This is a genomic window from Bacillus sp. 1A (assembly GCF_052682215.1).
The window spans coordinates 395,085-421,569 of record NZ_JBQYLZ010000001.1 but is presented as its reverse complement, the minus strand read 5'-3'; the positions used below and the strand labels follow the sequence as shown (position 1 = coordinate 421,569).

General features: G+C 35.5%; 25 protein-coding genes and 2 riboswitches. Of the genes, 19 read left to right on the top strand and 6 right to left on the bottom strand.

Annotated features, from left to right (window positions below):
• The first annotated feature begins 276 nt into the window (after nt 1-276).
• From ACUN0F_RS02205 to ACUN0F_RS02190, 4 genes are all read left to right on the top strand, one after another.
• A complete protein-coding gene (locus ACUN0F_RS02205; protein ID WP_445539098.1) occupies nt 277-2,241 on the top strand; it encodes a S9 family peptidase in 1,965 nt (654 codons plus the stop codon).
• Nucleotides 2,242-2,392: 151 nt separating this feature from the next.
• Nucleotides 2,393-2,959 carry a DUF4256 domain-containing protein gene (locus ACUN0F_RS02200; protein WP_264462612.1) on the top strand — a complete coding sequence of 189 codons (567 nt, stop codon included), beginning with the start codon at nt 2,393-2,395 and terminating at the stop codon, nt 2,957-2,959.
• A 388-nt stretch (nt 2,960-3,347) separates the two neighbouring features.
• Complete coding sequence (locus tag ACUN0F_RS02195) at nt 3,348-4,967, top strand: S-layer homology domain-containing protein (protein ID WP_264462613.1); 1,620 nt, start codon at nt 3,348-3,350, stop codon at nt 4,965-4,967.
• A gap of 356 nt (nt 4,968-5,323) precedes the next feature.
• Nucleotides 5,324-6,100, top strand: coding sequence for an SDR family oxidoreductase (locus tag ACUN0F_RS02190; RefSeq protein ID WP_445539097.1), 777 nt, complete (start codon nt 5,324-5,326; stop codon nt 6,098-6,100).
• 38 nt (nt 6,101-6,138) lie between these two features.
• Here the strand turns inward: ACUN0F_RS02190 and ACUN0F_RS02185 are convergent, their stop codons facing one another.
• The 4 genes from ACUN0F_RS02185 to ACUN0F_RS02170 all read right to left on the bottom strand — a co-directional run bounded on the left by ACUN0F_RS02185 (nt 6,139) and on the right by ACUN0F_RS02170 (nt 9,837).
• On the bottom strand, nt 6,139-6,807 hold the full coding sequence (locus tag ACUN0F_RS02185; protein WP_000527133.1) for a methionine ABC transporter permease: 669 nt from the start codon (nt 6,805-6,807) through the stop codon (nt 6,139-6,141).
• Nucleotides 6,782-7,822, bottom strand: a complete 1,041-nt coding sequence (locus ACUN0F_RS02180) for a methionine ABC transporter ATP-binding protein (RefSeq protein WP_445539096.1) — start codon at nt 7,820-7,822, stop codon at nt 6,782-6,784. Before ACUN0F_RS02180 ends, ACUN0F_RS02185 begins: the two co-directional genes overlap by 26 nt.
• 12 nt (nt 7,823-7,834) lie before the next feature.
• Nucleotides 7,835-8,647: a MetQ/NlpA family ABC transporter substrate-binding protein gene (locus tag ACUN0F_RS02175; protein WP_046956629.1), complete on the bottom strand. Its 813-nt coding sequence runs from the start codon at nt 8,645-8,647 to the stop codon at nt 7,835-7,837.
• A gap of 85 nt (nt 8,648-8,732) precedes the next feature.
• Nucleotides 8,733-8,847, bottom strand: a riboswitch (SAM riboswitch).
• 81 nt (nt 8,848-8,928) lie between these two features.
• Nucleotides 8,929-9,837 carry an NAD(P)-dependent alcohol dehydrogenase gene (locus ACUN0F_RS02170; protein WP_445539095.1) on the bottom strand — a complete coding sequence of 303 codons (909 nt, stop codon included), beginning with the start codon at nt 9,835-9,837 and terminating at the stop codon, nt 8,929-8,931.
• Between the two features lie 145 nt (nt 9,838-9,982).
• On the opposite strand from ACUN0F_RS02170, the gene ACUN0F_RS02165 reads away from it, so the two are divergent.
• The 6 genes from ACUN0F_RS02165 to ACUN0F_RS02140 all read left to right on the top strand — a co-directional run bounded on the left by ACUN0F_RS02165 (nt 9,983) and on the right by ACUN0F_RS02140 (nt 16,754).
• Nucleotides 9,983-10,747, top strand: coding sequence for a hypothetical protein (locus ACUN0F_RS02165; protein WP_000720089.1), 765 nt, complete (start codon nt 9,983-9,985; stop codon nt 10,745-10,747).
• Between the two features lie 112 nt (nt 10,748-10,859).
• Complete coding sequence (locus tag ACUN0F_RS02160; RefSeq protein WP_445539094.1) at nt 10,860-12,296, top strand: FAD-binding protein; 1,437 nt, start codon at nt 10,860-10,862, stop codon at nt 12,294-12,296.
• A complete protein-coding gene (locus ACUN0F_RS02155) occupies nt 12,293-12,826 on the top strand; it encodes an MFS transporter (RefSeq protein WP_000222365.1) in 534 nt (177 codons plus the stop codon). The genes ACUN0F_RS02160 and ACUN0F_RS02155 overlap by 4 nt, the downstream gene beginning before the upstream one ends.
• A 78-nt stretch (nt 12,827-12,904) precedes the next feature.
• A complete protein-coding gene (locus ACUN0F_RS02150; RefSeq protein ID WP_000670274.1) occupies nt 12,905-14,623 on the top strand; it encodes a DUF3981 domain-containing protein in 1,719 nt (572 codons plus the stop codon).
• A 127-nt stretch (nt 14,624-14,750) separates the two neighbouring features.
• On the top strand, nt 14,751-16,001 hold the full coding sequence (locus ACUN0F_RS02145) for a multidrug effflux MFS transporter (protein WP_001006746.1): 1,251 nt from the start codon (nt 14,751-14,753) through the stop codon (nt 15,999-16,001).
• 249 nt (nt 16,002-16,250) lie between these two features.
• Nucleotides 16,251-16,754, top strand: a complete 504-nt coding sequence (locus tag ACUN0F_RS02140; RefSeq protein ID WP_445539093.1) for a hypothetical protein — start codon at nt 16,251-16,253, stop codon at nt 16,752-16,754.
• An 18-nt stretch (nt 16,755-16,772) separates the two neighbouring features.
• Here ACUN0F_RS02140 and ACUN0F_RS02135 read toward each other — a convergent pair whose 3' ends face one another.
• The gene (locus tag ACUN0F_RS02135; RefSeq protein ID WP_264462654.1) at nt 16,773-16,907 is read right to left on the bottom strand and encodes a DUF3951 domain-containing protein; all 135 of its coding nucleotides are present in this window, start codon (nt 16,905-16,907) and stop codon (nt 16,773-16,775) included.
• Between the two features lie 408 nt (nt 16,908-17,315).
• A riboswitch (SAM riboswitch) is annotated at nt 17,316-17,421 on the top strand.
• A 136-nt stretch (nt 17,422-17,557) separates the two neighbouring features.
• Here ACUN0F_RS02135 and ACUN0F_RS02130 point away from each other — a divergent pair.
• Genes ACUN0F_RS02130 through ACUN0F_RS02110 form a run of 5 tightly spaced genes read left to right on the top strand, consistent with a single transcriptional unit; the run spans nt 17,558 to nt 22,836 of the window.
• On the top strand, nt 17,558-18,475 hold the full coding sequence (locus ACUN0F_RS02130; protein ID WP_046956633.1) for an ABC transporter permease: 918 nt from the start codon (nt 17,558-17,560) through the stop codon (nt 18,473-18,475).
• A 16-nt stretch (nt 18,476-18,491) separates the two neighbouring features.
• Nucleotides 18,492-19,496: an ABC transporter permease gene (locus ACUN0F_RS02125; protein WP_445539092.1), complete on the top strand. Its 1,005-nt coding sequence runs from the start codon at nt 18,492-18,494 to the stop codon at nt 19,494-19,496.
• A complete protein-coding gene (locus ACUN0F_RS02120) occupies nt 19,453-20,463 on the top strand; it encodes an ABC transporter ATP-binding protein (protein WP_445539091.1) in 1,011 nt (336 codons plus the stop codon). Before ACUN0F_RS02125 ends, ACUN0F_RS02120 begins: the two co-directional genes overlap by 44 nt.
• Nucleotides 20,460-21,233: an ABC transporter ATP-binding protein gene (locus ACUN0F_RS02115; protein WP_264462624.1), complete on the top strand. Its 774-nt coding sequence runs from the start codon at nt 20,460-20,462 to the stop codon at nt 21,231-21,233. Before ACUN0F_RS02120 ends, ACUN0F_RS02115 begins: the two co-directional genes overlap by 4 nt.
• A 13-nt stretch (nt 21,234-21,246) precedes the next feature.
• On the top strand, nt 21,247-22,836 hold the full coding sequence (locus ACUN0F_RS02110) for a peptide ABC transporter substrate-binding protein (RefSeq protein ID WP_445539090.1): 1,590 nt from the start codon (nt 21,247-21,249) through the stop codon (nt 22,834-22,836).
• Nucleotides 22,837-22,865: 29 nt separating this feature from the next.
• Here the strand turns inward: ACUN0F_RS02110 and ACUN0F_RS02105 are convergent, their stop codons facing one another.
• Nucleotides 22,866-23,333, bottom strand: a complete 468-nt coding sequence (locus ACUN0F_RS02105; RefSeq protein ID WP_445539089.1) for a YusW family protein — start codon at nt 23,331-23,333, stop codon at nt 22,866-22,868.
• Between the two features lie 172 nt (nt 23,334-23,505).
• On the opposite strand from ACUN0F_RS02105, the gene ACUN0F_RS02100 reads away from it, so the two are divergent.
• From ACUN0F_RS02100 to ACUN0F_RS02085, 4 genes are all read left to right on the top strand, one after another.
• Nucleotides 23,506-24,405, top strand: a complete 900-nt coding sequence (locus ACUN0F_RS02100; protein WP_327974746.1) for an AraC family transcriptional regulator — start codon at nt 23,506-23,508, stop codon at nt 24,403-24,405.
• Nucleotides 24,406-24,416: 11 nt separating this feature from the next.
• Nucleotides 24,417-24,602, top strand: coding sequence for a hypothetical protein (locus ACUN0F_RS02095; protein WP_445539088.1), 186 nt, complete (start codon nt 24,417-24,419; stop codon nt 24,600-24,602).
• Nucleotides 24,603-24,667: 65 nt separating this feature from the next.
• On the top strand, nt 24,668-25,249 hold the full coding sequence (locus tag ACUN0F_RS02090) for a TetR/AcrR family transcriptional regulator (protein ID WP_098201237.1): 582 nt from the start codon (nt 24,668-24,670) through the stop codon (nt 25,247-25,249).
• Between the two features lie 106 nt (nt 25,250-25,355).
• Nucleotides 25,356-26,447, top strand: coding sequence for a YhgE/Pip domain-containing protein (locus ACUN0F_RS02085; protein ID WP_445539087.1), 1,092 nt, complete (start codon nt 25,356-25,358; stop codon nt 26,445-26,447).
• Nucleotides 26,448-26,485: the final 38 nt, after the last annotated feature.

Genomic DNA, 26,485 nt, shown 5'->3' with positions numbered 1-26,485 from the left:
TTAATAAATATAGTTGTAGCTTTAAAATAAATTTACGAATTTGTACCCCTTTAGATATTTTATCTAAAGGGGTATTTTTGTATTGAAAAAGAACATCTAAAATTGGTAAGTAGACAGACCCCTACTAATGAAAGTTTTACTTTATCGGATTTGGAATAAAACTGCTTTTATTTATCTGAATTTTCCGTTATCATTTTAAGTATTCGTGAACAATTTTCTTTATTATGACGAGATGCGACGATAGATTCATGGACATTATAAGGGGGGACTTATTATATGAAAGTGAAAGCAAAAACATATTTAAGTATAGAAGAGATTATTTCATTACCGGCCTTATCAAGTACAAACATAAGTGATGATAGCAAAAACGTAGCATTTGTAAAGAGGTTAGCTAACTGGGAAGACAATACGTATAGAAATCATGTATGGATATATGAGAAAGATAAAGGGAAGAGTTACCCACTAACAAATGGGGATATAGATAGTACACATCCATTATGGTCTCCAGATTCTAAGAGCATTGCATACCTTAGACCAGGCGGTGACGGAGCTAATAAAAATCAGATCTTTGTTAAGTCAATAGACGGTTGTAGTGAGGTTCAAATTACGGATGAAAAGGAAGGAGTTAATACATTCAAATGGGAGCCTACTGGTAAAGGTTTTTATTATATTGCACAGTCAAAAGAATGTGAGGAGATAAAGAAACGTAAGGAACGATATGGAGATTTCCATCATGTAGGTAAGGAACATCAGAATAATTGTTTATACTACATTGAAATAGAAAAAGTGAAACAAAACGATAAACAGGAACGGAAGGTTAGCGGTGTTTATCAACTAACGGATGGTAAGGATTTTTATATACATAACTTTGATATTTCAAATGATGGGAAAAAGGTTGTATGTATGGCTACACCAAGTTTAAACGATTATATGAATGGTGATCTATACATAGTAGATGTTGAAGCTGGGGAACTACAAAAAATGAATATGGATAAGTTGTTAGGAGGGAGCGTCTGCTTTTCTCCTAAGGGCAGCAAAATATGTTACGCAGCAAGCATAAGAGAGAAGGATTACTATAGAAACCATATACAAGATAGTACATTAGAGATATATGATATGAATACGGGAGAGGTAATTCAACCTTTAACCGATTTTGATAGTACGATTATGCCATTACAGTGGACAGCTAAAGGGATTTTAATTAGATGGCAGGATAAAACGAATTACCGTATTGGCTTGCTATGTGAGGATGGCACTCTGGAAATGTTAAGCGAAAAAGTAGATAGCTTTATAATGGATGCCTCTATAACAAGGGATGGAAATCATATAACATATACTAAGGCTATAACAAATGAAACCTTTGAAATCTATTTGGATGATAAAAAAATAACGAATGAAAATAGCTTTTTCGAAGGTAAGCTTAAAAGTAATAGGGAAATCATCTCATGGCAAAGTATTGATGGTCTTGAAATAGAGGGTGTTCTATCAACTCCAGTAGAGTTTGACGCAAATAAAAAATATCCCTTATTAGTAGTAATCCATGGTGGTCCAGCTTGGGCGTCCTTTCCGATATTTTCAGACTGTTTTAATGAGAAATATCCGATTGAACAATTTATCGAAAAAGGCTTTATCGTTTTAGAACCAAACTATAGAGGAAGTTCTGGTTATGGTAATGAATTTTTAAAAGCAAACTATAGAAAACAAGGAATTGCTGATTATGATGATATTATATCTGGAGTGGATAAACTAGTTGAAAAGGGGATGGTAGACAAGGATAGAGTAGGAGTTATGGGATGGAGTAACGGAGGATATATATCAGCTTTCTGTTCTACATTTAGTGATAGATTTAAAGCTATTTCAGTTGGGGGCGGAATCACTAACTGGAGTACCCATTATGTAAATACAGATATCCCTTACTTTATTAGCATGTATTTAGGAAATACTCCATGGAATGATCCGGATATATATAGGAAAACATCACCAATGACATATATTAAATCAGCCTGTACGCCTACCTTAATTCAACATGGGGAAAAGGATGCAAGAATTCCAATTACAAATGCATATGAGCTATATGAAGGGTTAAGAGATATGGAAGTCGATACAGAGTTAATTATATTTAAAGGAATGGCATATAGTCCTAATCAGCCAGGAATGAATGTAGCTATTATGAAGCAGAATTTGATGTGGTTTTCACACTATATTCTTGGGGATAGTACGAAAGATTTTAGTACTATATAATGGATATCCACACAGGGATTTTTCGTTGTGCAATCGTGTCAGATTGTTGAAAAAGAGATACAACAAATTATATAATTTATTGTAAACTGCATGCAAACCAGTATTGAAAAAATGTAAATGATTATAAGGAAACGTAATTCGGAGGACTAATATGACAGAGAATAAAAATGAGTTATCTGTAGAACAACGTGAAGAACTACTAAAAGTATTACAAGCTCGTTTTGAGAAAAACATGAACCGCCATGAAGGTCTTGAATGGGCTAAGATTGAAGCGAAGCTGGCTACTAATACTGAAAAATTGTGGTCAATTCATGAAATGGAAGTAACTGGCGGTGAGCCGGATGTTGTTGGTTATGATGAAGAAAAGGACGAGTATATTTTCTATGATTGTTCAAAGGAGAGTCCTAAAGGCCGCAGAAGTCTTTGTTATGATCTTGCAGCGTTAGAGGCAAGAAAAAAACATAAACCAGAAAATAACGTTATTGATGTGGCAACTGCTATGGGCATTGAATTATTAACGGAAGAACAATATCGAGAGTTGCAACAGTTTGGGGATTTTGACATGAAATCATCAAGCTGGGTACAAACACCTTCAGACATTCGAGAACTTGGCGGTGCTCTATTTTGTGATTATCGCTTCGGACACGTTTTCGTGTACCACAATGGAGCAGATTCATACTATGCTGCTAGAGGATTTCGTGGTTCGCTAAAGGTCTAAATTTGAAAAAGTAAGAGTATGTTTTAATTAATCTTTTTAAAACATGCTCTTTTCTATAATTGTTACTTAGAGTTATTCATATTGGTTTGATTAACCTATTTAAGAACTACAATACTATGTAAAATTAATTAATATCTAGCATATTAGTAAACTCATATCCGGAGGTGTAGCAAAAAAGGATTTCTAAAAAAAGGAATTCTTTTTTATTTGTTGTCAGGATTTTTAAAGAATTTAGAGATTTCATAGAAAACAAACGGGATATCGAGTAAAATGTTAAGTATTGTTTTCAACATTCAAAAGGGTATTTTGGAGGTTCTTTTCGCGAATTTTTATAAGTCTATTAAAGGAGGAAGATATATCTAAAATAGCAAGATATATCAAATTAAACATGAGTATTACATTTCGTAAAAAGGTAGTAGCATTAACAGCAGGACTAACGGTATTATCTTCATCTATGGTATCGTTCGCAGAGGAACAACAATCAGTAAATAACTATCAATCTATAAGTGCTCTGGAACAAGGTGGAACAGGTCAACTTCAGGTATCAGATGAACAAGCTTTAAAAAGTATTGAAGAGAGTTTTGAAGGAGTAGACGGACGTGGTGGAGGTACTGTCGATAATAAGAAAGTGGACAGTCTTCAAGGTTCAGAAGGTATGTATGAAGAAACAGGTACATTAACGGTTCCTAACAATTCAAATAGAACAAAACGTAGTCTTTCTTTTTCAGCCCCTAAAGTTTCTAGTAGTATAAATGGCGTCCCATTCACTGAATGGATTGTTCCAACTGGTAACGAGAATATTCGTCCTCAAAACCATATGGTTCCAAAGTATATTACAATTCATGAAACTGATAATAAAAACGCAGGAGCAGGAGCTAAAAACCACGCTCAATACTTATATAACCAAGCAACAGGGAAAACAGATCGAGCTGCATCATGGCACTTTACAGTAGATGATAAGGAGATTTATCAACACTTACCATTAAACGAGAACGGGTGGCACGCAGGAGACGGTGATGGTCCAGGTAATAGAGAATCTATTGCAATTGAAATTGCAGTTAACAGTGATGGTGACTATAATAAGGCAGTAGATAACGCTAAGAAACTTGCAGCTTATTTAATGAAAGAAACAGGTGTACCATTAAATAATGTTGTAAAACACCAAAAATGGAGTGGTAAAATCTGTCCTGCTATTATGATTAACAGTGGACAATGGATTCCATTCGTAAATGGTGTTGAAGGTTATTATAATAAATTTTATCAGCCAACAGACGATATAACAGGAGGTTGGTATGAGCCAGCAATTCGTGATTTGAATAGAAGAGGTATTATGGTCGGAGAAGGAAATGGCATTTTTGCGCCTAATAGATCTGTAACAAGAGCTGAGTTTGCTCAATTAATCTCTAATTCTTTAAGTCTTCCAGCTGGAGATGCAACGTTTAAAGATTTAAATGATGTAAATCCAACTTTACGAGATGGTATTAAACGTACTGCAAGTGTAGGCATCATTTCTGGTAGAGGAGATGGTAATTTTGACCCTAACACACCTATTACAAGAGAAGAAGCTGCAGTTATTGTAAATAAAGCTTTAGAGTATAAAAAAATAAGTGGACCATTGGCAAACTTACCATTTGCAGATAAAGATCAAATTATCTATAAAGAAGCAGTACAAAGATTATACGGTTTGGGTATTGTGAAAGGTATGGGAGATAATCTGTATGTCCCTAAAGGCACAACGACTCGTGGTGAAACAGCAGCATTCATTTTAAACATGCTTCAAGTAATTGAAACTGGTAGTGTTCAAAAAGGAATTGGTACAGTTGAAATTAATGGAATTGGGGTAAATGTTCGTAGCGGAGCAGGTGCTAGCTACTCTGTTGTTAGAAAAGCAAGCAAAGGTGAAAAAGCTACAGTATATGAAGAGAAGAGTGGCTGGTTAAGAATTGGTACAGGTGAGTGGGTTTATAATGAACCTAGTTACATGGTATATAAGAAGGATAAAAATTAAATCGTTAAGAAGGAAATGGCATATTAGGCATTTCGTTTATTTTCAGGCAATGGGCATTACTTTTCCCATTGCCTGTTTTTTCGTTTTATTTTGTATTATTTGAAATGTTTTGTCATATCGCTATAATAGAAATAGAGATATATGGAAAGGGGACAAGGACTCAATATGTGGATGAACTTGTAATGATTAGAAACTAGATAGATCAATTTTTCTCTCATAAGTGAGGGTTTATTTAGCTATCTGTAAATCATTCAAGGACTGCATATTTGGCTTGTACATCCCTTTTGTAAAGATAATGCATAGGGAAATCCATATCTCTTATATGAAATATGCGTCCTTTAAAATTGGAGGAGTATATGATGAATCAATTAAAAAATAAAGTAGCAGTTGTTACAGGCGTAAGTCGTCTAGATGGTATAGGAGCAGCGATTTGTAAAGAACTAGCTGAAGCAGGATACGATATATTTTTTACGTATTGGACAGCGTATGATAAAGAGATGCCTTGGGGCGTTGATCGAAGTGAACAGATACAATTAAAAGAAGAGCTACTAAAAAGCGGTGTTAAAGTATCGAGTATGGAGTTAGATTTAACTCAGAATGATGCACCAAAAGAGCTTATAAATAAAGTTACTGAAAAATTAGGATACCCTCATATATTAATTAATAATGCAGCGTATTCTACGAATAATGATTTCTCTAATTTGACTGCTGAAGAACTAGATAAGCACTATATGGTAAATGTTCGTGCGACAACATTGTTAAGTAGTCAATTTGCCCAAGGGTTTGATAAGAAATCTGGTGGTAGAATTGTGAATATGACATCGGGACAATTTAAAGGGCCTATGGCAGGAGAACTAGCGTATGCAACAACGAAGGGAGCTATTGATGCTCTTACTAGTACGTTGTCAGCTGAGGTAGCTCATTTAGGAATAACAGTGAATGCAATTAACCCAGGTCCAACTGATACAGGCTGGATGACTGAAGAGATAAAGCAAGGATTAAAACCAATGTTTCCTTTTGGAAGAATTGGTGAGCCGAAGGATGCAGCAAGACTTATTAAGTTTTTAGTAAGTGAAGAAGCAGAATGGATTACGGGACAAGTTATTCATTCTGAAGGTGGATTTAAAAGATAAAAAGAAGGTATCTCACCTTGGTGAGATACCTTCTTTTTTTAATCTTTCTTCAATCTTCGTGCAACACCATTCCCTAAAGATTGTAGCCCTTGAACGAGGATAATTAAAATAAAGACAGTTGCATACATTACTTCAGGTTCGTAGCGTAAATGTCCGAATCGATATGCTAAATCACCAAGACCGCCAGCACCTACAAGTCCAGCCATTGCTGTTGCACCGATTAAACCAATCGTTGCAATTGTTAATCCAAGTATAAGGGAGGGACGAGCTTCTTTCACCATAACGTGCCAAATGATTTTTATAGTAGAAATGCCCATCGCTTGGTAAGCTTCAATAACACCACGATCTACTTCTAATAAAGCTGTCTCCATTAATCGTGCAATATAAGGAGCTGTGAATACGACAAGTGGTACGATAACTCCTTGCACGCCAATGGATGTTCCCATTAGAAACTTTGTAAAAGGTAAAATGAAGAATAATAGAATGATAAATGGAAGAGAGCGAATGATATTAATAATTGTATTAAGGATTGGATAAATGATTTTATTTTCGTGCTGTCCACCAGGTCTCGTTAAAACAAGTGTAACGCCAAGTGGTAATGCAATAAGGATAGAGATGAATAGTGAAATAGATGTCATTTGAAATGTTTGAATGGTTGCTTCCCATATGACTTTACCCCATTCATCCAAAAAGGATTTGTTTCCCATAGTCTGTTCTACCTCCTTCTACGATGATCCCTTGCTCTTGTAAAAAGGATAAAGCGCGGTCTACTTCATTTTTTTCACCCTGCATATGAATGACTAGTTTCCCATATGCTTCATGTTTTAACTGTGTAATATTACCGGATAAAATATTCGGATACACTTGGAAACGTTTTGTAGCAACAGCTAATGCTGGCTCTCCTGAAGCATTCCCTATAAAGGAGAGAGTTACAATTTCACCGGTAGTTTGTAGTTCTTTTTGTACCTCTCCTGGAATTTTAGCTGCAAATGCACTGTTTACAAATTTTTTCGTTGTTACATGTTGTGGGTTTGTGAAGATGTCCTTCACAGTCCCGCTTTCGACTACTGCTCCATGTTCCATAACAGCAACTCGGTCACATATACGCTGGATGACATTCATTTCATGTGTAATTAATAAAATTGTAATCCCGATTTCTTCATTAATCTTTAATAATAGGTCGAGAATAGAATCCGTTGTTTCTGGGTCTAAAGCGCTCGTTGCTTCGTCGCTTAATAACACTTCCGGTTCATGTGATAGTGCACGTGCAATGGCAACACGCTGCTTCTGGCCGCCAGAAAGTTCGCTAGGATAGGCATCTTTTCGATTAAAAAGATCGACAATACGTAAATACTTTTCTACCCTTTTTTCAATTTCATTTTTGGGAAGACCAGATAGACGTAAAGGTAATGCGATATTTTCATAAACTGTCACAGTTTTAAGTAAGTTGAATCCTTGAAAAATCATTCCGATTTTTTGTCTCGATTTTGCTAGTTCTTTTGTCGACAGTGTAGTTAAATCTTTCTCGTTTACGATAATAGTTCCTGTCGTTGGTTTTTCTAATAAATTTACACATCGAATTAATGTACTTTTACCAGCGCCACTATATCCAATGATTCCAAATACTTCGCCCTTTTTTACTTGAAGGGAAGTAGGTTTAAGAGCTTCTACGTTCCCTTTTTTTGTTGTAAATACTTTGGATACATTTTTTAATTCAATCATTATCGTCAGCTCCTACCAAGATGGTAAAACTGAACCATCAAATTTTTTCTCGATAAATTCTTTTACTTCTTTAGATTGATACGCTTTCTTTAATTTATTTACAACAGCATCATCTTTATTTTCAGTACGAACAACGACCCAGTTTACATATGGTGAATCTTTTCCTTCACGGAAAATAGAATCTTTCGCAGGGCTTAATTTTGCACCTAATGCAAAGTTTGTATTAATTGCAGCTGCTTTCACTTCACCTAGCTGTGTTGGTAATTGAGATGCCTCTAATTCAACAATCTTTAAATTTTTCGGGTTTTCAATTACATCTTTTGCAGTCGCTTTTTCTGTAGCCTTCGGATCCACTTTTAAAACACCTGCTTTTTCAAATAGCTTTAAAGCTCGAAGTTCATTCGTTGGGTCATTTGGTACAGCGATTGCGTCGCCCTCTTTTAAATCTTTTACATCTTTTATGTTTTTAGAATATACGCCCATAGGGAATGTTACTGTTGAAAATACTTCCGTTAATTTCATATTGCGCTCAGCTTTAAATACGTCTAAATATGATTTCGTTTGATAGCTATTTACATCGAGGCTTTTTTCATCTAAGGATACGTTTGGTGCTACATAATCATTAAATACTTTTACATCGATTTCGAGTCCGTCTTTTGCTGCCACTTCTTTTACCTTTTCAAAAATTTGTTCATGCGGTCCGCCAGTTACACCGACAGTAATCTTTTTCTCATCTAATGCTTTTACCTCTTTATCAGAATTAGCACCACATGCACCTAGCAATAATACCGCTCCACTTACAATGCTCAATAATACTTTTTTCATCTATAATTCCCCCTTCATATACGTTCCAAAATAAAAAGCACCTCCCAAAAATAAGAGAGGTGCCGAATAGATAAAATAGGTTCCTCTCTTATCTTCCAAAACGAAAACTCGTTTTGCAGGAATTAGCACCTTAGCTTATACGTCATAAGCTCGGTTGCCGGGCATCATCGGGCCAGTCCCTCCGCCACTCTTGATAAGAGTATGTGTATGTAGTTTTTTTAATATGGTACTAATAGTAAATCTTACAAAAAGAATTGTCAATGTTATTTTCTGAATATATTTTATTTTAAGGTAATCGAAACATTACCTTTTTTATGCCCTTTTTCTACATATATATGAGCTTCAGCAATTTCTTCTAATCGGTAAGTTCTATCAATAACAGGCTTTAAATGTTCTGCTTCAGTTAGTTTTTTTAGTAGAATCATATCCTCTTTACTTACTTTTGCCATCATTCCATTAACAGATACATATTTTCCATTGGGTGTTAATGCCTTTTCACAAAGGGATTTTTTATGTTTTCCAACTGCATCAAATATAATATTGTAGCGTTCACCCAGCTTAGTAAAATCTTCTTTTGTATAATCAATTACTTTATCGGCTCCTAAAGATTGCACGAGTTCAAAATTTGAATTACTACAAACAGCCGTAACGGTCGTACCGAAATATTTAGCAAGTTGTACAGCAGCTGTTCCTACTGATCCGGAGGCACCATATATGAGCACTTGTTGCCCTTTTTTTATACGGCCCTTTCTTAGGAAATGCAATGCTGAAGTTCCACCAAAAGGAATAACTGCGGCTTCTTCATACGTCACATTGGTAGGTTTTAATGTTATTAATCCACTTTCATGTACGCATGTGTACTCGGCGTAACCACCGAGGTTTAGTTCTGTTAATGCAAAAATTGGATCACCTTTTTTAAATTGAGTTACATCTGTTCCTATTTCTTCGATTTCACCGGATAACTCTACGCCGAGTATAGGGTTTCTCGGTTTTCTGAAACCTAATATGATCCGCATAGGAATCCAAAATAAGAGGGGACTATTAAAACCGCGTATTCTACAATCTCCAGTCGATACACTTGTTGCGTGAATTTTAACTAATACTTCGTTCTTTTTAGGCGTAGGTTTCTCTATATTTTGAAGCTGAAGAACGTTAGGTGGTCCATACTGTGTGCAAATGATCGCCTTCATAATGACCTCCTGAAATGAGTTGTTGTTATTTACATCATATTTAAAATCTTCATTAAACATGTCGCTATATAGCGAATATAGATTAAAAATTATATAGATTTCATAGGAAAAGAGGTGATATTATTTTGGGAAAGGGGGCGACATTATGAAAAAAATTATTTTTGTTTCAAGTTTAGTGCTTGCAATCAGTTTAGGGGTAGGGTGTAGTAATGAGAAAACAGCAAAGACGGATGAACCGAAAAAAGAATCAGTTCAAAAAGAAAAGGAATTAGCAGCGAAGGATGTTTTCAAGAAAACGAACGAAGCTTTTAAAAATGAAGAGCATGTAACGATGACATATGGTGTAGGGGTAAAAGCTGAGGGAACAGAGATGGATATATTAAAGGCTAAGATGCAATTAGAGCCAAAGACAAAGAATTCTCGTTCTGAAATGAATATTTCCGGTACAGATGTTGTAGTGTATACTGTGGATGGTAAAGTTGCTGGTGAGGTAAAAAACCCTAATACAGGAGAAGTTATAACCGTACCAGAGGAGCAATTAAACGCTGGTGGAATGAAAGCGACTCAAGATATTATAGATAAGTTAGAAGTGCCAGCAGTAGTTTTAGATAAAATGAAGATGGAGAAAAGCGGAGATAAATATAAACTGAAATTTACATTAAAAGGGCAAGAAACAGAAAGTATGTTAACTAGCATGGATGAAACACAGAAGAAAATGTTACAAGCACAAAATGCAAAGATAGAAGAAGTGGATGCAGAATATATCATTACAAAAGATTTTAAATATGAATCAGCAAAGATAGACATGATTATGAGTAGTAACGGCAAGGATAAAGCACACATTATTACGAACGCAAAATATACGTCGTACGAAAAGTTTGACCCAATACAATTGCCGGCAGCAAAGTAACAGTTTTGATGAGGGGGGGCCTAAAATAAGGTGCCCTCTTTTTTGTATACTTTCTTCATAGGAAAATAGGTACAATATGAAGAGGGAAAACTGTAGAAGAGGAGAGTGTCATTTGAAAAAAAGAAAGATAGCGGTGGTCATTGTGGCTTATACAGTGTTGCTTGCAACATCTGTAAATACATATAAAGAGCAACTAAATCATCCAATTATGAGCGATGTAGGAAAGTTACTTCCAACGAAAATTAAACGTGTTGAACATGCTGAGGATGAAAGTTCATTAAAACAGGTCGTGCAAGATGCAAACGTTTCTGGAGAGAAGATTTCTATTGCAGGTATGCAGCATAGCCAAGGCGGTCAGACGTATTATCCGAACGGTACGATGCTTGATATGAAAGGGTATAATGAAATATTAGAATTCGATGCGGAGAAGAAGAGGATTAGGGTGCAAAGTGGTGTCACATGGAATGACATTCAAAAGAAAATCAATCCATATGGTCTTGCGGTTCAAGTGATGCAATCTCAAAATATTTTTACTGTTGGTGGTTCATTAAGCGTAAATGTACATGGGCGTGATATTCGTCATGAAGCATTGATTGATACAGTAGAGTCGTTTAGGTTGTTAATGGCAGATGGTACGGTGCGTAATGTAAGTAGAGAAGAAAATGCAGAGCTATTTCCATATGTCATAGGTGGTTACGGGTTATTTGGTGTCATTTTAGATGTGACATTAAAGTTAACTGATGATGAATTATATGAAATGCATACGAGAATGATAGATTATAAAGAATACACATCGTATTTCAAAGATAAAGTGAAAAGAGATGAAAATGTTCGTATGCACTTAGCCCGTATTTCTGTTGCCCCCAATTCATTTTTAAAAGAGATGTATGTGACAGATTATACATTGGCGAAAAATCAAAATATGAGGGAAGAGTACAGTGAATTAAAAGAGGAAACTATTATAGCTGCACCGAAATTTTTACTCGGATTATCCCGTTATAGCGATTGGGGAAAGAATACATTTTGGGATATACAAAGAAGTTATTTTGAGCGTACAGATGGAGCGTATGAGACGCGAAATAATGTTATGAGGTCAGATAGTGCCTTTATGGAATATGAAAATCCGAATAGAACAGAAGTGTTACAAGAATACTTTGTGCCTATAGATTTCTTCACGGAATACATAGATGATTTACGTAACGTATTAAATGAAGAAGAGTTTAATTTGCTCAATATTACGATTCGTTATGTGGAAAAGAATGAAAATGCAGTTTTATCCTATGCGAAAGATGATATGTTTGCGCTAGTTCTTTTAATTAACCAAGGACGCTCAGAGGGTGAAATAAAGAAAACAGAAGATGTCATTCAGAAAATGATTGATGTTACTTTAAAACATAATGGTAGTTATTATTTACCGTACTATTCGTATCCAACGAAGGAGCAGTTAAAGAGGGCATACCCTCGTATAGAAGAATTTCTTCAGAAGAAAAAAGAAGCGGATCCAAAAGAGAGATTTGTGAATTTATTTTATAGGGAGTATACGAAATGACATATAGAAGATTTGTAGCGTCACAAAGCATAATTATGATGGCGGGAAGTATGGTATTTCCTTTTTACATTCTATTGCTTCGGAATGTTGGGAATAGCTTCTCGCAGTTTGGCTGGGCGTATGGCTTATTTGCTTTAACTTCAGCACTTGTATATCCATTAGTAGGAAAGATGTCTGATCGAGTAGGTGATCAAAAATTATTAATCATATATGCTTGGTCTATGGCAATATTAATGCTTTGTTTCCCGATTGCCACGGAAGTCTGGCATGTTTATATTCTTCAAATTGTAATGGGAGTTTTAGGTGCTGTGCAGCGTAATACCGAGAAGACGTCGTTAGCACGAAAGGTTGTGCAAGAAAATGCTGGTTATGAGATTGGAAAATATCATGTGTGGACATCGATTGGAGGAGCAGTGGCAATTATTGCAACGGGATATTTAGTAGATTTCTTTACGATTGGTACGATTTTTTATATTGCATCTATCTTATATGTAGTAAGTGGAGTTGTATTAAGTAGTAAAAAAATATAATCATTCCCATTTTTACCTGAATCCCCTTTATTTGTTATACTAAAAGGGAAGACAAAAGAAAAGGGGACATTGCCTTTGATGAAATTTTTAATTTTAGCTATTCTCACTTTGTTTTTGATTCCATGGACAAGAAGCGGTAGTAAACTTCGAGCAGTGGATAAGAAAGGGGATGAGAAGGTTGTAAAGGGTAAGAAATCATCCATTTTAGTTATTCCTGTTTTATTTTGGATAGGTATTGCAATCTATGAATATTTTTGGCTAATTGATGATCGAGCAGACTCGATTCTTACTCATTATTCTGTTGCAGTAGCAATTTTAATTGGGCTTGTTTTATTTTCACAAAATCAAATAGGGAAATTAGAAGGTACGTTAAAAGGACTTCTAATGTTTGTTTTACTCGCAAGTTACGGCTATTTTGGTTATTTGCACGATATAGTAATCTCGCAAAAGAAATATGATTCTGTTGTAAAGGTAGAGAAAGATATTTCAGAGCCATTTACTGAAAATGATCAGCCGTTTACAGTGCCGCCAAAGACAGCGGAGAATAAAATGAAAAAAGTATTTGGGGACATTCCGAAAGTAGCTTATTTTGAGCTAGGAGAGTTAACGCCACAAATGGTAAATGGTGAGGCTTTATATGTAGCACCAATTGAAGTTTCAGGATTTTTTAAAGCACGTAAAGCTGAGACAATTCCAGGGTACGTAACGATGTCAGGTACGAATCCTGATGCGGAAGCGAAACTGCATCTTGGTTATAAAATGAAATATGTGCCAAGCATGTTTTTTGGTAATAAATTAGAACGTGTCGTTCGAAAAGCAGAACCGGATTTAATTTTTAAAGGGAAACCTAAATTCGAAGTTGATGATAAAGGGAAACCTTATTATACAATGACGTATGGTGAATTTATCTCAGGAAGATCTGGATTTGAGGTAGAGGGCGTTGTAGTAGTAGATGCACAAACAGGTGAAGTGAAAAGATATGATAAAGGAAAGGCACCTAAATTTGTTGATGGTGTATTAAATCACGAGACCGCATCTACATTAAATACGTATTTCGGTAAATATATTCACGGATTTTGGAATACAAAATTCTCACAAACGGATATGAAGATTCCGACTGAGTGGGGAACGAAAGAAGGAGTTACACCAATCTTCGGTAAGGATGGAACGTTATATTACTTTACTGACTTCACCTCTCCGAAAGAGGGAGTAGATTCTGCACTAGGTTATTCGCTTATCGATGCGCGTACAGGTAAGTTGTATTACTATAACGGAAAAGAAGTGAAGGGGATTATGGATGGTTCAGCTGCTTCGGAAGTAGTGGATAATTCCTTTAAGAGAGAGAAATGGCATGGAACGATGCCGGTTATTTATAACGTGTATGGTAAACCTTCTTGGATTGTACCTGTTATTGATGACGGTGGATTAGTACGTGCTCATACAGTTATCTATGCTTCTAATGCGAAAATATTTGCAACAGGTTCGACGCAAAAAGAAGCGCTTGAGAATTATAAAAATGCGCTGAGCGGAAGTGGAGATTCATTTAGACCAACTTCAAGTGGTAAAGAGGCACAAAAAGAAGGCGTTGTACAACGTGTATATAAAGAAAAATCAGGTGAAAATACAATTGTGTATGTACTGTTAGAGAATGAACAAAAAGTATTTATGATACCGGTGAAGAAATTCCCATATGCTATGTTTACAGAAGTGGGAGATCCAATTCAAATCACATATTTAGACACAGGAGAGGCGATGTCTTCCGTATCTAAATTTACAAATAGCAATTTGAAAAAGTAAAGCGATAGAAATTCTATCGCTTTTTTTTACGGTATGAAACAGGAAAATGCACTATACTTGACGTATGTTTATGTTGTAACTATAATTGTTACGATTTAGTATTTATCGGAAAGGGTGAACGGAAAAAGTGAATGAAGTTAATCACGAAATATATAAACCTGTAAAGACAAATAGGTTATGGATGATTCTTGTATTAGGGACACTTACGGCGATTGGGCCATTATCTATTGATATGTATTTGCCTTCTTTACCAAAATTAACAGATGATTTACAAACAGGTGCATCTCTTGCACAGCTTACATTGACAGCTTGTTTGCTTGGGCTTTCAGTAGGACAATTATTTGTTGGTTCAATTAGTGACATTTACGGAAGGCGCAAACCTCTTATTATCGCTCTTATTATTTATGTTGCTTCTTCTTTACTTTGTGCTATTGCACCATCTATTTGGAGTTTAGTGTTATTGCGCTTCTTACAAGGGGCTTCAGGATCGGCCGGGATTGTTATATCACGTGCAATGGTACGTGACATGTATTCAGGTTCTGAAATGACGAAGTTTTTCTCACTGCTCATGTTAGTAAACGGAGCAGCGCCTATTTTGGCACCGATTATTGGGGGACAATTACTACAGTTCACGACATGGCGCGGTGTCTTCATCGTTCTCGGAGCAATTAGTGTATTCATGTTAATATCAGCTACTTTCGTATTACGTGAAACATTACCTCCTGAAGAAAGAGAAACAGGTGGTTTGTCAGGGACATTGGCGACGTACGGAAAACTGTTAAAAGATCGTTTGTTTATGGGATATGCATTATCACAAGGGCTAGTAACGGCGGCGATGTTTGCTTACATTTCGGGCTCACCATTTGTGTTGCAGAACATATACGGAGCATCACCACAGCAATTTAGCTTATTCTTTGCGATTAACGGTATCGGTATTATTATTGCTAGTCAGGTCACGGGCCGTTTAGCAGGGAAAGTGAATGAGAAAACGTTATTCGTTTCCGGTATTATTATTGCAGCCGTTGGTGGTTTATCTTTACTACTGACAATTGTACTAGGAATAGGTTTAATTGGTGTTTTATGTTCGTTATTCCTTGTTGTATCAAGTGTCGGGGTTGTATCAACAACTGGTTTCTCATTAGCGATGAGAAACCAGAAACAAGCTGCAGGAACAGCGTCGGCCTTATTAGGGTTATTACAGTTCATTTCAGGAGCACTTGTTGCACCATTAGTAGGTATTGGCGGAAGCAATACCGCATTACCGATGGGGGTTGTGATAGCTCTTTGTGAAATTGGTGCTGTATTATGTTATCTATTTATGGCCAGAAGAAGTGAAAAGCAGTTTGAACTGCAACAAAGACAAAATTTAGAAGCTTAAATTATAAAAAAGAGCTGATTCAAATATTTTTGAATCAGCTCTTTTTTCATTTCTTTGAAATAACTCATACAGCTTTGTAAGGTGATGCAAAAGTTATTTGCATAAAGTGACGATACTGTGACAAAAATGTAGGCATGTATATTAAGGTAGCGTCTGAAGTGTAAAAAGTAGGATGTTCTCGGTATAATAATAAGTGGAGATAAAAGAAACTATAATGAGTAGTAGCTGTAGATAAAAGGAGAAGAAGAGATGAAGAAGGTTTTGGGTATTGCTGTAATGGGAAGTATGATCCTTCTAGCAGGATGTAATGGAAATAAAGATACGAAAGAACCGAAAGAAAAGGTAGAGCAATCTACTGAGCAAACAGAAGAGATGAAAGAATACCGTGCGGTACATGAAAAATACGATATGAAAATGAATAAAGAAATTAATAAAGCACTACAGTTATTTGAAGTGGCAAAAGAAAAGGGCGGTAAGGAAATAACGAATGTTACATATAAAGAAGATGTACAAAAGGTAACGACTAGCATGTTAGAAGATATTGATAATATACGTAAAGAAATTCGTGTTCCAAAGTCGAAAGAGCAAGAACATGAGGTATACGCTGGTTTCTTGAATGAATCGGAACAAGCAATGAAAAAATTACAGAAGTTAGCTAAAGAAGAAGACTCATCATTGATTCGTGATATAGAAATTAACTTTGCAACAGCATCAACATACTATAAACGTTTTCAAGCAGAAACGAAAAAATAACCTTGCGTACGCGCAAGGTTATTTTTTCTTCTTACCATCTCCGTCTTGATCCTCGGATACTAATACATTCTGTTCCTCGTGAAATGCAGAGATTGTTTGTCCGGTAATATTATCGAATGGAGTATAAAAAGAAGTGATACGTTTCTTTTTAATAAAGAGTTTATCCCGCTATTTGCCGGGCAGTAAGACCCCACCTCAAAGTTCAGTGAAAGCAAAGAAGTTAGGTAGGGGATCAACTGCCCGTAAAAGCCCGATTGGTTCAACTAATAATCAGTGGGGGATGAACAAAACCCCCACTGATTAAAGTTTCACTTTATAGAAGCCGATGATGACAAGTACAAGTATAACGATTGTTAAGGGTAACTCTATAGTAGCAAGAAGTAAGGGATCTATCTTATCACTTCTTTAATATTATTTCTTTTTATTATAAGAGAAAACTGTAATTTGGATAAAAGAAGTAAAAACTGATTTTTCTAAATATATCCAATTTGATTGACTTTTCATTTTTTCAGAATTATAATTCAAAATATACAATTTGAACCAAATAATAATATAGCAATTTACTTATCCAGAGAGGTAGAGGGACTGGCCCTATGACACCTCAGCAGCGGGTTCTGTAACAGGAACACCGTGCTAATTCCAGCAAGCAAGTCTTGAAAGATAAGTGATGGGCCTTCGTTTATTAAGCCTTGATCTTATTTTTTAAGATCAAGGCTTTTTGTGTTTTAAGAAGAGGAAAGGGAGTAATGGGAAAAATACGTTAATAAAACAAAGTAAATACATTTGTTTAGGGGGTTATTGAAGTGTATGTTATTAAAAAACTATCGGTTATGGTGTTCACGCTATGGGTCATTACGACAGTAACATTTTTGATTATGCATATCATTCCAGGGGATCCGTTTTCATCAGATGCGAAAATCTTTCCTGAAGAAGTGATACAAAACATGAGAGCGAAGTATCACCTTGATGAACCGTTATGGAATCAATATGTTGCTTATTTAGATGGCGTAGTTCATTTTGATTTTGGTGAATCTGTTCAATCGACAGGTCAAGGTGTATCAGAAATTATAACGACAGGATTTGGTCCATCAGCGATTATTGGTTTACAAGCACTTGTTATTTCATTGTTAGTCGGAATTGCAGCAGGTACATTTGCAGCCCTATATCATGGGAAAGTAATTGATTATAGTGTGAGCTTACTTGCGATTCTCGGTATTTCTATTCCAAGTTTTATTTTAGCACCACTATTTATACAAGTATTTGCTATACAATTTGAACTTTTACCAGTAGCGTCTTGGGGCACATTTGAACATACGGTATTACCGTCATTCGCATTAGCATTAGGGCCAATCGCGGTTATTACAAGATTTGTTCGCTCTAATATGATTGAAGTTTTGCAGAGTGATTATATTAAGCTAGCGAGAGCGAAAGGCATACCAATTAAGAAAATCATTATAAGACATGCTCTTCGAAATGCGATTGTTCCAGTACTTACATTTGTTGGACCGTTAATGGCTGGACTTTTAACAGGGACTTTCGTTATTGAAAAAATATTTTCCATTCCTGGTCTAGGAAAATATTTTGTAGATAGTATTTTTAACCGGGATTATCCGGTCATTATGGGAACAACGATTTTCTATAGTGCATTATTAATTTCTTGTATTTTCATTACAGATATTATTCACCGTATTGTTGATCCGCGTATTCGTTCTATTATGTAAGGAGGGGGGCATTTAAATGGGAGCTTATGAAATCAATAAACAGTTATTAACGAATGAGGAGAAAAAAGAATTAACGATAAATAAAGATCAGCAAACGATTAGTCGAAAGAAGGAAGTGTTTCGCAAGTTTATATCAAACCCTATAGCAGTTTTAGGGGCAGTGACGTTATTACTAATTATTATTTTCTCACTGGTTGGCGAAAGTTTAACGGCATTTACTGCGAGTGAACAAGTAAAAGAAGCAACAAACTTACCACCTAGTAGTGAGCATTGGTTCGGAACAGATGATTTAGGAAGGGACATATGGGCGCGCACCTGGGCTGGAGGGAAAATTTCACTAACAGTTGGATTAGTGGCAGCGGCTCTTGATATAGGAATAGGTGTACTAATCGGGGGCTTTAGTGGATATGTGAGAGGACGCAGTCGCCTTGGAACGTTAATTGATGAGTGGATTGTACGAGGGATTGAAGTGTTATACGGTATCCCATATTTATTAATTGTTATTTTATTATTAATCGCTATGAAACCAGGGCTTTTTACAATTATTATTGCCCTTGCATTAACAGGATGGATTGGTATGGCACGTCTCGTTAGGGCACAAGTCTTATCTTTAAAGCAAAGAGAATTTGTTATTGCAGCAGAGCGATTAGGTACATCGCATATGAAGATTATATATGGGCATTTAATTCCGAACTTAACAGGTATTATTATCGTAAATTTATCATTTACAATTCCAGCAGCTATTTTCTCAGAATCATTTTTAAGCTTTATCGGACTTGGGGTACAATCACCAGCGGCAAGCTGGGGCACGATGACGAACGATGCACTTGGGACGTTACTAAGCGGAGAATGGTGGCAACTTTTCTTCCCATCGCTGATGATTGCTCTCATCATGTTCGCATTTAATGCAATTGGTGATGGTTTGCAAGATGCAATTGATCCAAAAATCGTCAAACGGAATCGAAAGGAGAAAAGACATGGGACAGCTCTTATCTTTAGAAAACGTAACATTGGCCGTTGAAAAAGAGAATAGTAAGCAAGCAATTGTGAAGCATGTTTCCTTTTCTATTAGCGAAGGTGAAATCGTTGCACTTGTAGGAGAAAGTGGTTCAGGAAAAAGTGTTACAGCACAATCTATTGTCGGATTAAATCAAGAATCTATTCACATCGATGACGGAAGCATCTCTTTCCAATCTCAAGGATTAACGAATTTACAAGAATCAGAATGGAATCAAATTCGAGGGAAAGACATTTCGTTTATCTTTCAAGACCCTCTGTCCTCTTTAAATCCGACGATGAAAGTAGGAAGGCAAATTACAGAGGTGATTTTGCAACATGAGAAAAAGTCGAAAAGAGAAGCAAAAGAAATTGCGATTAATTTATTAACGGATTTAGGGATACATGAAGCAGAGAAACGTTTTGAACAGTACCCACATCAATTAAGCGGAGGTATGAGACAACGTATTTGTTTAGCAATTGCGTTTGCTTGTCATCCAAAGCTCGTTATTGCAGATGAGCCTACAACTGCATTAGATGTAACGATTCAAAAGCAAATTATGGGGTTATTAAAAGAGCGAAAAGAAAAACAAAATACGAGTATTTTATTAATTACACACGATTTGGCACTTGTACGTGAAGTAGCAGATCGAGTAGTTGTGATGTACGGGGGACGTGTTGTTGAAAAAGGGACGATACAAGAAGTGATAGGTTCACCTAAGCACCCATATACGAAAAGTTTATTGCAAGCGATTCCGGATATGGATGATTCCGAAAAGGTACTTAGGGCTATTGAGGGAACAACACCATCAATTGAAACGCTAAATAGCTTTGGCTGTCCTTTTGTCAATCGTTGCCCGGTAGCAATCAAAGAATGTATTCATCGTTTTCCAGAGAGAACAACATATTCTGGGGAGCATAGCTCACATTGCTGGCAGCATGTTCTTGAGCATAACGAAGCAAAATCAAAAGAGAAGGTGAATGCTTCATGACGACAGATTTAATTACTGTAAAGCAAGTAACGAAAACGTATGGAAGTAAAAAGAAAGAAATCATAGCGCTAAAAGATATAACACTTTCTATTCCGAAAGGAACAACGCTTGGAATTATTGGAGAAAGTGGTTCTGGAAAGACAACACTTGGTAAGCTCATAGCTGGGATTGAGAAACCAACGTCTGGTCAAATTGATTATAACGGTCAAGTTGTTCACAAGTTGAAGTCAGCTCATAAGCGAGATTTCTTGCAGAAAGTACAATTCATTTTTCAAGATTCAACAGCTGCATTAAATCCGCGCTGGAAAGTACGCGATAGCGTAACAGAAGGATATATTTCATTCGGTTTAGGTGATAAAGAATTGAAAGATAAGGTGGCAGGTGATGCGCTAGAACGTGTTGGATTAGATAGGCGATATATTGATCGATACCCACACGAATTTAGCGGAGGACAACGTCAACGGATCGCTATTGCAAGGGCGTTATTATGTGAGCCAGAAGTATTAATCCTGGATGAACCAATTTCTGCATTAGATGTTTCACTTCAAATCCAAATTGTGCACTTGTTGCAAAAGATTCAAAAGGAACAAGGCTATACATATTTATTTATCGCACATGATTTACCGATGGTTCACTACTTATGTGAAAAAGTGGCTGTCTTATATAAAGGAGAACTTGTTGAATTTGGAAATACGGATGAAGTGTTCCGTAATCCTCAACATTCTTATACAAAAACATTATTAGCATCAACACCAAAAATTTTAGGTTAAAGGGGAATGTAAGATGAAGAAGTTTTTATTATTTGTCATTATGACCGTATTAGCAATTACTTCTGTCGCTTGTGGCAAGAAAGATACTTCAAAAGCAAGTACTAGTAAAGGAGACCGTTTTGTAACGAATCTTGGTAGTGATCCTTATACGCTAGATTCAGCAATTTCAACGGATAATAACTCTAATTATGTAATTGAGCACTTATTTGCAACTTTGTACAGACAGACAACTGACGGGAAGTTTGAAAAGGATTTAGTAGAGAAAGAGGAAGCTGGAGCGGATGGAAAAGAGTATACATTCTATTTGAAAAAAGGATTAAAATGGTCTGATGGCTCCTCGTTAACAGCAAAAGATTTTGAATTTGCTTGGAAGAGAATATTAAATCCTAAAACGGGTTCTATGAATGCAACAGAACTATATTTCATTAAAGGTGGAGAAGCATTTAATACAGGGAAAGGTGCAGAAGATGCAGTAGGAATTCAAGCGGTAGATGATGTAACTTTAAAGCTACAATTTGAACATCCGGTAACATCTATTAAACGAACATTATCCCAGTCGTTATATATTCCACTTAATAAAAAATCTATTGATGAAAAAGGTAAACTAAAAGTAGATCCAAAAGAATTAATTACAAATGGTCCTTTCACATTGAAAGAATGGAAGCATAATCAAGCAATTATTTTAGAAAAAAATAAAGAGTTTCATGATAAAAAAGTAGCATCAAAAGAAATTGAATTCCGTATTATCCCTGAAGGTAAAACAGCGTATCAATTATATAAATCTGGAGAATTAGATTTACTATCTCACATACCAACAGATTTAGTTGAAAAAGAACAAAATAATAAAGAGTTTAAAAAAATGCAAGACTACTCAACTCATATTTACTCGTTTAATTCAGAGAAGCCACCGTTTACAAACGCAAAAATTCGTAAAGCTTTTGCAATAGCTGTAGATCGTAAGTTTATCGTAGAGAAAATATTAAAGAATAATGCAAAAGAAGCATATGGTTTTGTACCAGAAGGAGCAAAAACAGAAAGTGGCCGCGACTTCCGTAAAGAGAAAGGTGATTATTTTAAATATGACCCTGCAGTAGCTAAGACGTTATTAGAAGAAGGAATGAAAGAAGAAGGATGGACTACTCTTCCAGAAGTGACAGTGAAATATTCAGATAAGAAGAAAATAGCTGAAACACTTCAAGAGATGTTTAAGAAAAATCTTGGTGTAGATGTAAAAATAGAAGGTAAAGAGTGGAAAAGTTATATTGATATGTATAAACAAAGTGACTTCCAAATTGCATATATGGGATGGGGAGGATCTACATTAGATCCAGCTGCACAATTAGAAATTTATGCAGGTGATGGACCAAGTAACTATGCAAAATGGTTTAATAAAGACTTCGATAATTTAATTAATCAAGCAAAATTAGAACAAGACGAAAATAAACGCTTTGACTTATTGCATCAAGCAGAAGATATTATGTTTACAGAATATCCTTTAATCCCACTTGTATTCCCAACAGATTCTTATTTACAAAAATCATCTGTATCTGGATTAGAATACTACGTAGGATCTCAACCGAGCTTACGATATGCTAAAAAATAAAATAAAGAAGTAGGCAACCGCCTACTTCTTTATTTTATTTCTCTTTTATATTCTTTTTTCGTTCCATCAGAGAAGACAACTTCTAAATCGAATTTTTGGTAGTCTTTATCAAGTTTGAACACGTTCACTACTTGATCGATTACTTCTTGATCAGGAGTATCTTTATTGAATTTTAATTCTTGTAGAAGTGGGCTTAATTTTGTAATAGCCTCGTCACCTGTAAACTTTGCATTTGATTTATGGTCTTCAAGTTTTGCTTCCATTTTCTTATCAGCTGCTACATTCTTATAATCAGCCTCGTAGTCTTTCTTCGTATCTTGATAGTCTGCATCTAAACTAAATTCATTGAAGTTAAGTTTTAAATCAGCAGGAGCTTCATTTTTTGCTTCTTCAGTAGTTTTCTTATTAGAAGTTGTATCTTCTTTTGCAGGAGCTTTACATCCTGTTAATACAGGTACTAGCATAAGAGCTAATAAAACTGATAGTAAAATTCTCATTATAATTTCCTCCTTATGTAAATTCGTTCTATACAAGTTTTTCCCAAAATCATGTAATTATGTATGTGCTGAAAATAAATTATTAACTTGTAGCCACAAAGTTTAATCCGCAATTTAAATCAAAAATGATTTGTATGTATATGGTAAATTAAGGTTGTGAGGAGGTACTAAAATGCATGAAGAATATAAAGAGATGATAAAAAAAGCAATTGAATATATAGAGGAGCATTTACATGAGGAGCTTACAACAGAAAGAGTGGCGTCTCACAGTGCAGTATCGATGTACCATTTTCATCGCATCTTTCAAAGATATGTTGGGATGAGTGTAACGGATTATATTCGAAAGAGAAGGTTAACTCATGCTGCGCAAGCCTTAGTGTCAACGGAGAGGGCTGTTATTGATATTGCAGTACAATACGGCTTTTCCTCACAAGAGGCATTTACGAGAGCTTTTAAAAGAATGTTTCAATTGCCACCGAAGAAATATCGAAAGTACTTCCAGTCATTTTATATAGAAAGAGAGGGTGTTTCAATGCAAAAAGGTATACCGAAAGGATGGATCTTAAGTGGAAGTCATCCTGCTGAATATGAGATGGGTTTAGACTATGAAGTTGCCCATCAAGGAAAAGTATCTGCATACATAAAGGCAAAAGAGAATGTTACACATGGAGGATTTTCAACATTAATGCAAATGTTCCGAGCGGATAAATATGTAGGTAAAAGATTACGTTTAACAGCATTTGTTAAGAGTGAGAACGTAAGAGATTGGGCGGGATTGTGGATGAGAGTAGACGGAAAAGATACAGAACCACTCGCTATGGATAACATGCAAAATCGCCCAATTAAAAATACGAATAACTGGCAATCGTACTCGGTTGTATTAGATATAAAAGAAGAAGCGCTTGGTATTGCATTTGGTGTTTTATTATCAGGAGAAGGTTGTGTGTGGCTAGATAGTATTCGATTTGATGAAGTGGATGAAAAAATTCCTTCAACAGATTTGGCTGAAAACTTTTATGAAACACTCCTAGAAGAGCCGGTAAATCTGCAATTTGAAGAGATAGAAAAGTAAGGAGAAAAGATATGTTCAAATATGCAAAACTAATAAGTATTAGTTTAGTAGTATCGTCTTGTATTATGGGAATTAACTATTTCATTAGCTATCTGTGGTCAGGGCATATACCTTCTTTGACGTGGAGAACATATTTGATGTTTATGTTTATATTTATGATGAGTTTTAGTTCGATGCAAAAAGAAGGGGATTATTGACAATTATAAAAAAAGTTATATAATCTAAATGTAAGTGATCACTTGCATAGGGAAGAGAGGGTTTTATGGCGCGCTCAAAGACAGCGGAAAAAATCATTGAAGCAGCAATTGAATTGGTGAAAGAAAAGGGATATACAGCAGCAACAACGAAAGAAATTGCAATGCGTGCTGGTGTTAATGAAGTAACGATATTCCGCAATTTTAAAAGTAAAAAGGGTGTTATTGAAGCCGCGGTTGCTGAATTTTCATATGTACCGCATTTAAAACGGTTTTTACAGGCAGAAATTGTGTGGGAATTAGAAACGGATTTAAAGAACTTAGCAAGGCATTATCATAATTTTTTAGATGGGGTAAAAGATATTATTGCTATTGGTATACGTGAGGCTGGAGAATTTCCTGAATTAGACGGGGAAATTGCTAAAATACCACAAGGACTAAAAGAAGAATTAAGTATCTATTTTGCAAAAATGCAGGAAAAAGGAAACATTATTGATACGAATATTGAAGCGCAAGTAATGAACTTTATCTGGATCAATTTTGGATATTTCTTATCTAAATTACGTTTTGCAGATCGCCTGACAGAAGTTGATGATGAGAAATTTATTGAAAATAATATTGTTTTATATGCTAGGGCATTAAGACCCTAGTATTTATTTAAAATAAAATGCAAGTATGTACTTGCTTGCTAAATGGGAGAGCGGGAAGATGGATACATTAAAACAGTTTTAAAAAAAACCAGGTACGTATGTAGGAATGGTCGTAGCGCTATCATTCCAACTTATTTTCTTTTGCGTGTGGTTAACGGCATATGATGGAGTGAATGAAAGAGCAGATCAAATGCGTATCGCTATTGTGAATGAAGATGGAAATATAGGTAGTAAAATAGCAGAAGGCTTACAGAGAAATTTACCATTTCAAGTGAAAGCAGAACGTTCTGTGGAAAAAGCAAACAAAGAAATGAATGACCATGTGTACGATATGATTATTAAAATTCCTGCTTCTTTTTCAAAAGATATAAATGAAACAGGAAAATCAAATTTAAACTTCCACATTAATCAAGCGAATGCCATGATGGCAAAGCAAATGATGGAAGGAGCTGCAAAACAAATTCGAGATAATGTAAATAAAGAGATAGCAAGTTATAAGAAACAAGCGATTGTCGGAAAGCTACAAGCTGTAGGACCTGAGAATGTAGAAGTGATAAAAGGGTTAACCGAAGATTCAATTGGTTTTACAGTTCATAAAGTAAATGATGCAAAAGGATTTTCAGTTAATATGGTACCGCTAATGATCGTATTAGCTTCATTTGTAGGAGCAATGATAATGAGTATGGAACTATCAAAAGTTGCAAAAGAAGTAAAGGGCGGTTGGAGTAATTTCTTATCAAGACAAATCATAAACGGTACAGTATCAATTTTACTTGCATGTATTACAATTGGTTTGATGAAAGGCTTCCAAATTGAGATGCACGAAACAGTAGGGAGTATATGGGTGTTTCAAGCAATAGTCTTCTTCGCATTTCTTTCATTAACACAAATGTTTCTAACTGTGTTTGGAAATGCAGGTATGATCTTTAATATAATTTCACTATCGCTACAACTTGTAAGTTCGGGTGTAATTGTACCGCATGAGATGCTTTCTAAAACATATGAAACAATCGGCGAATTATTTCCCGCAACATATGCAGCGAATGGCTATTATACAATAATATTTGGGGGAGTAAGTTTAGAGAAAAATATTATTTCATTATTAGTCATTATATTAGTTACACAATTGGTAGCAGTAATTACTGTATCTATAAAAGGAATAGTAAAGAGAAGAAGCTATGTAGTTAAAGAAGTATAAAATAAAAAAGGTATCCTGCGATTGGATACCTTTTTTAT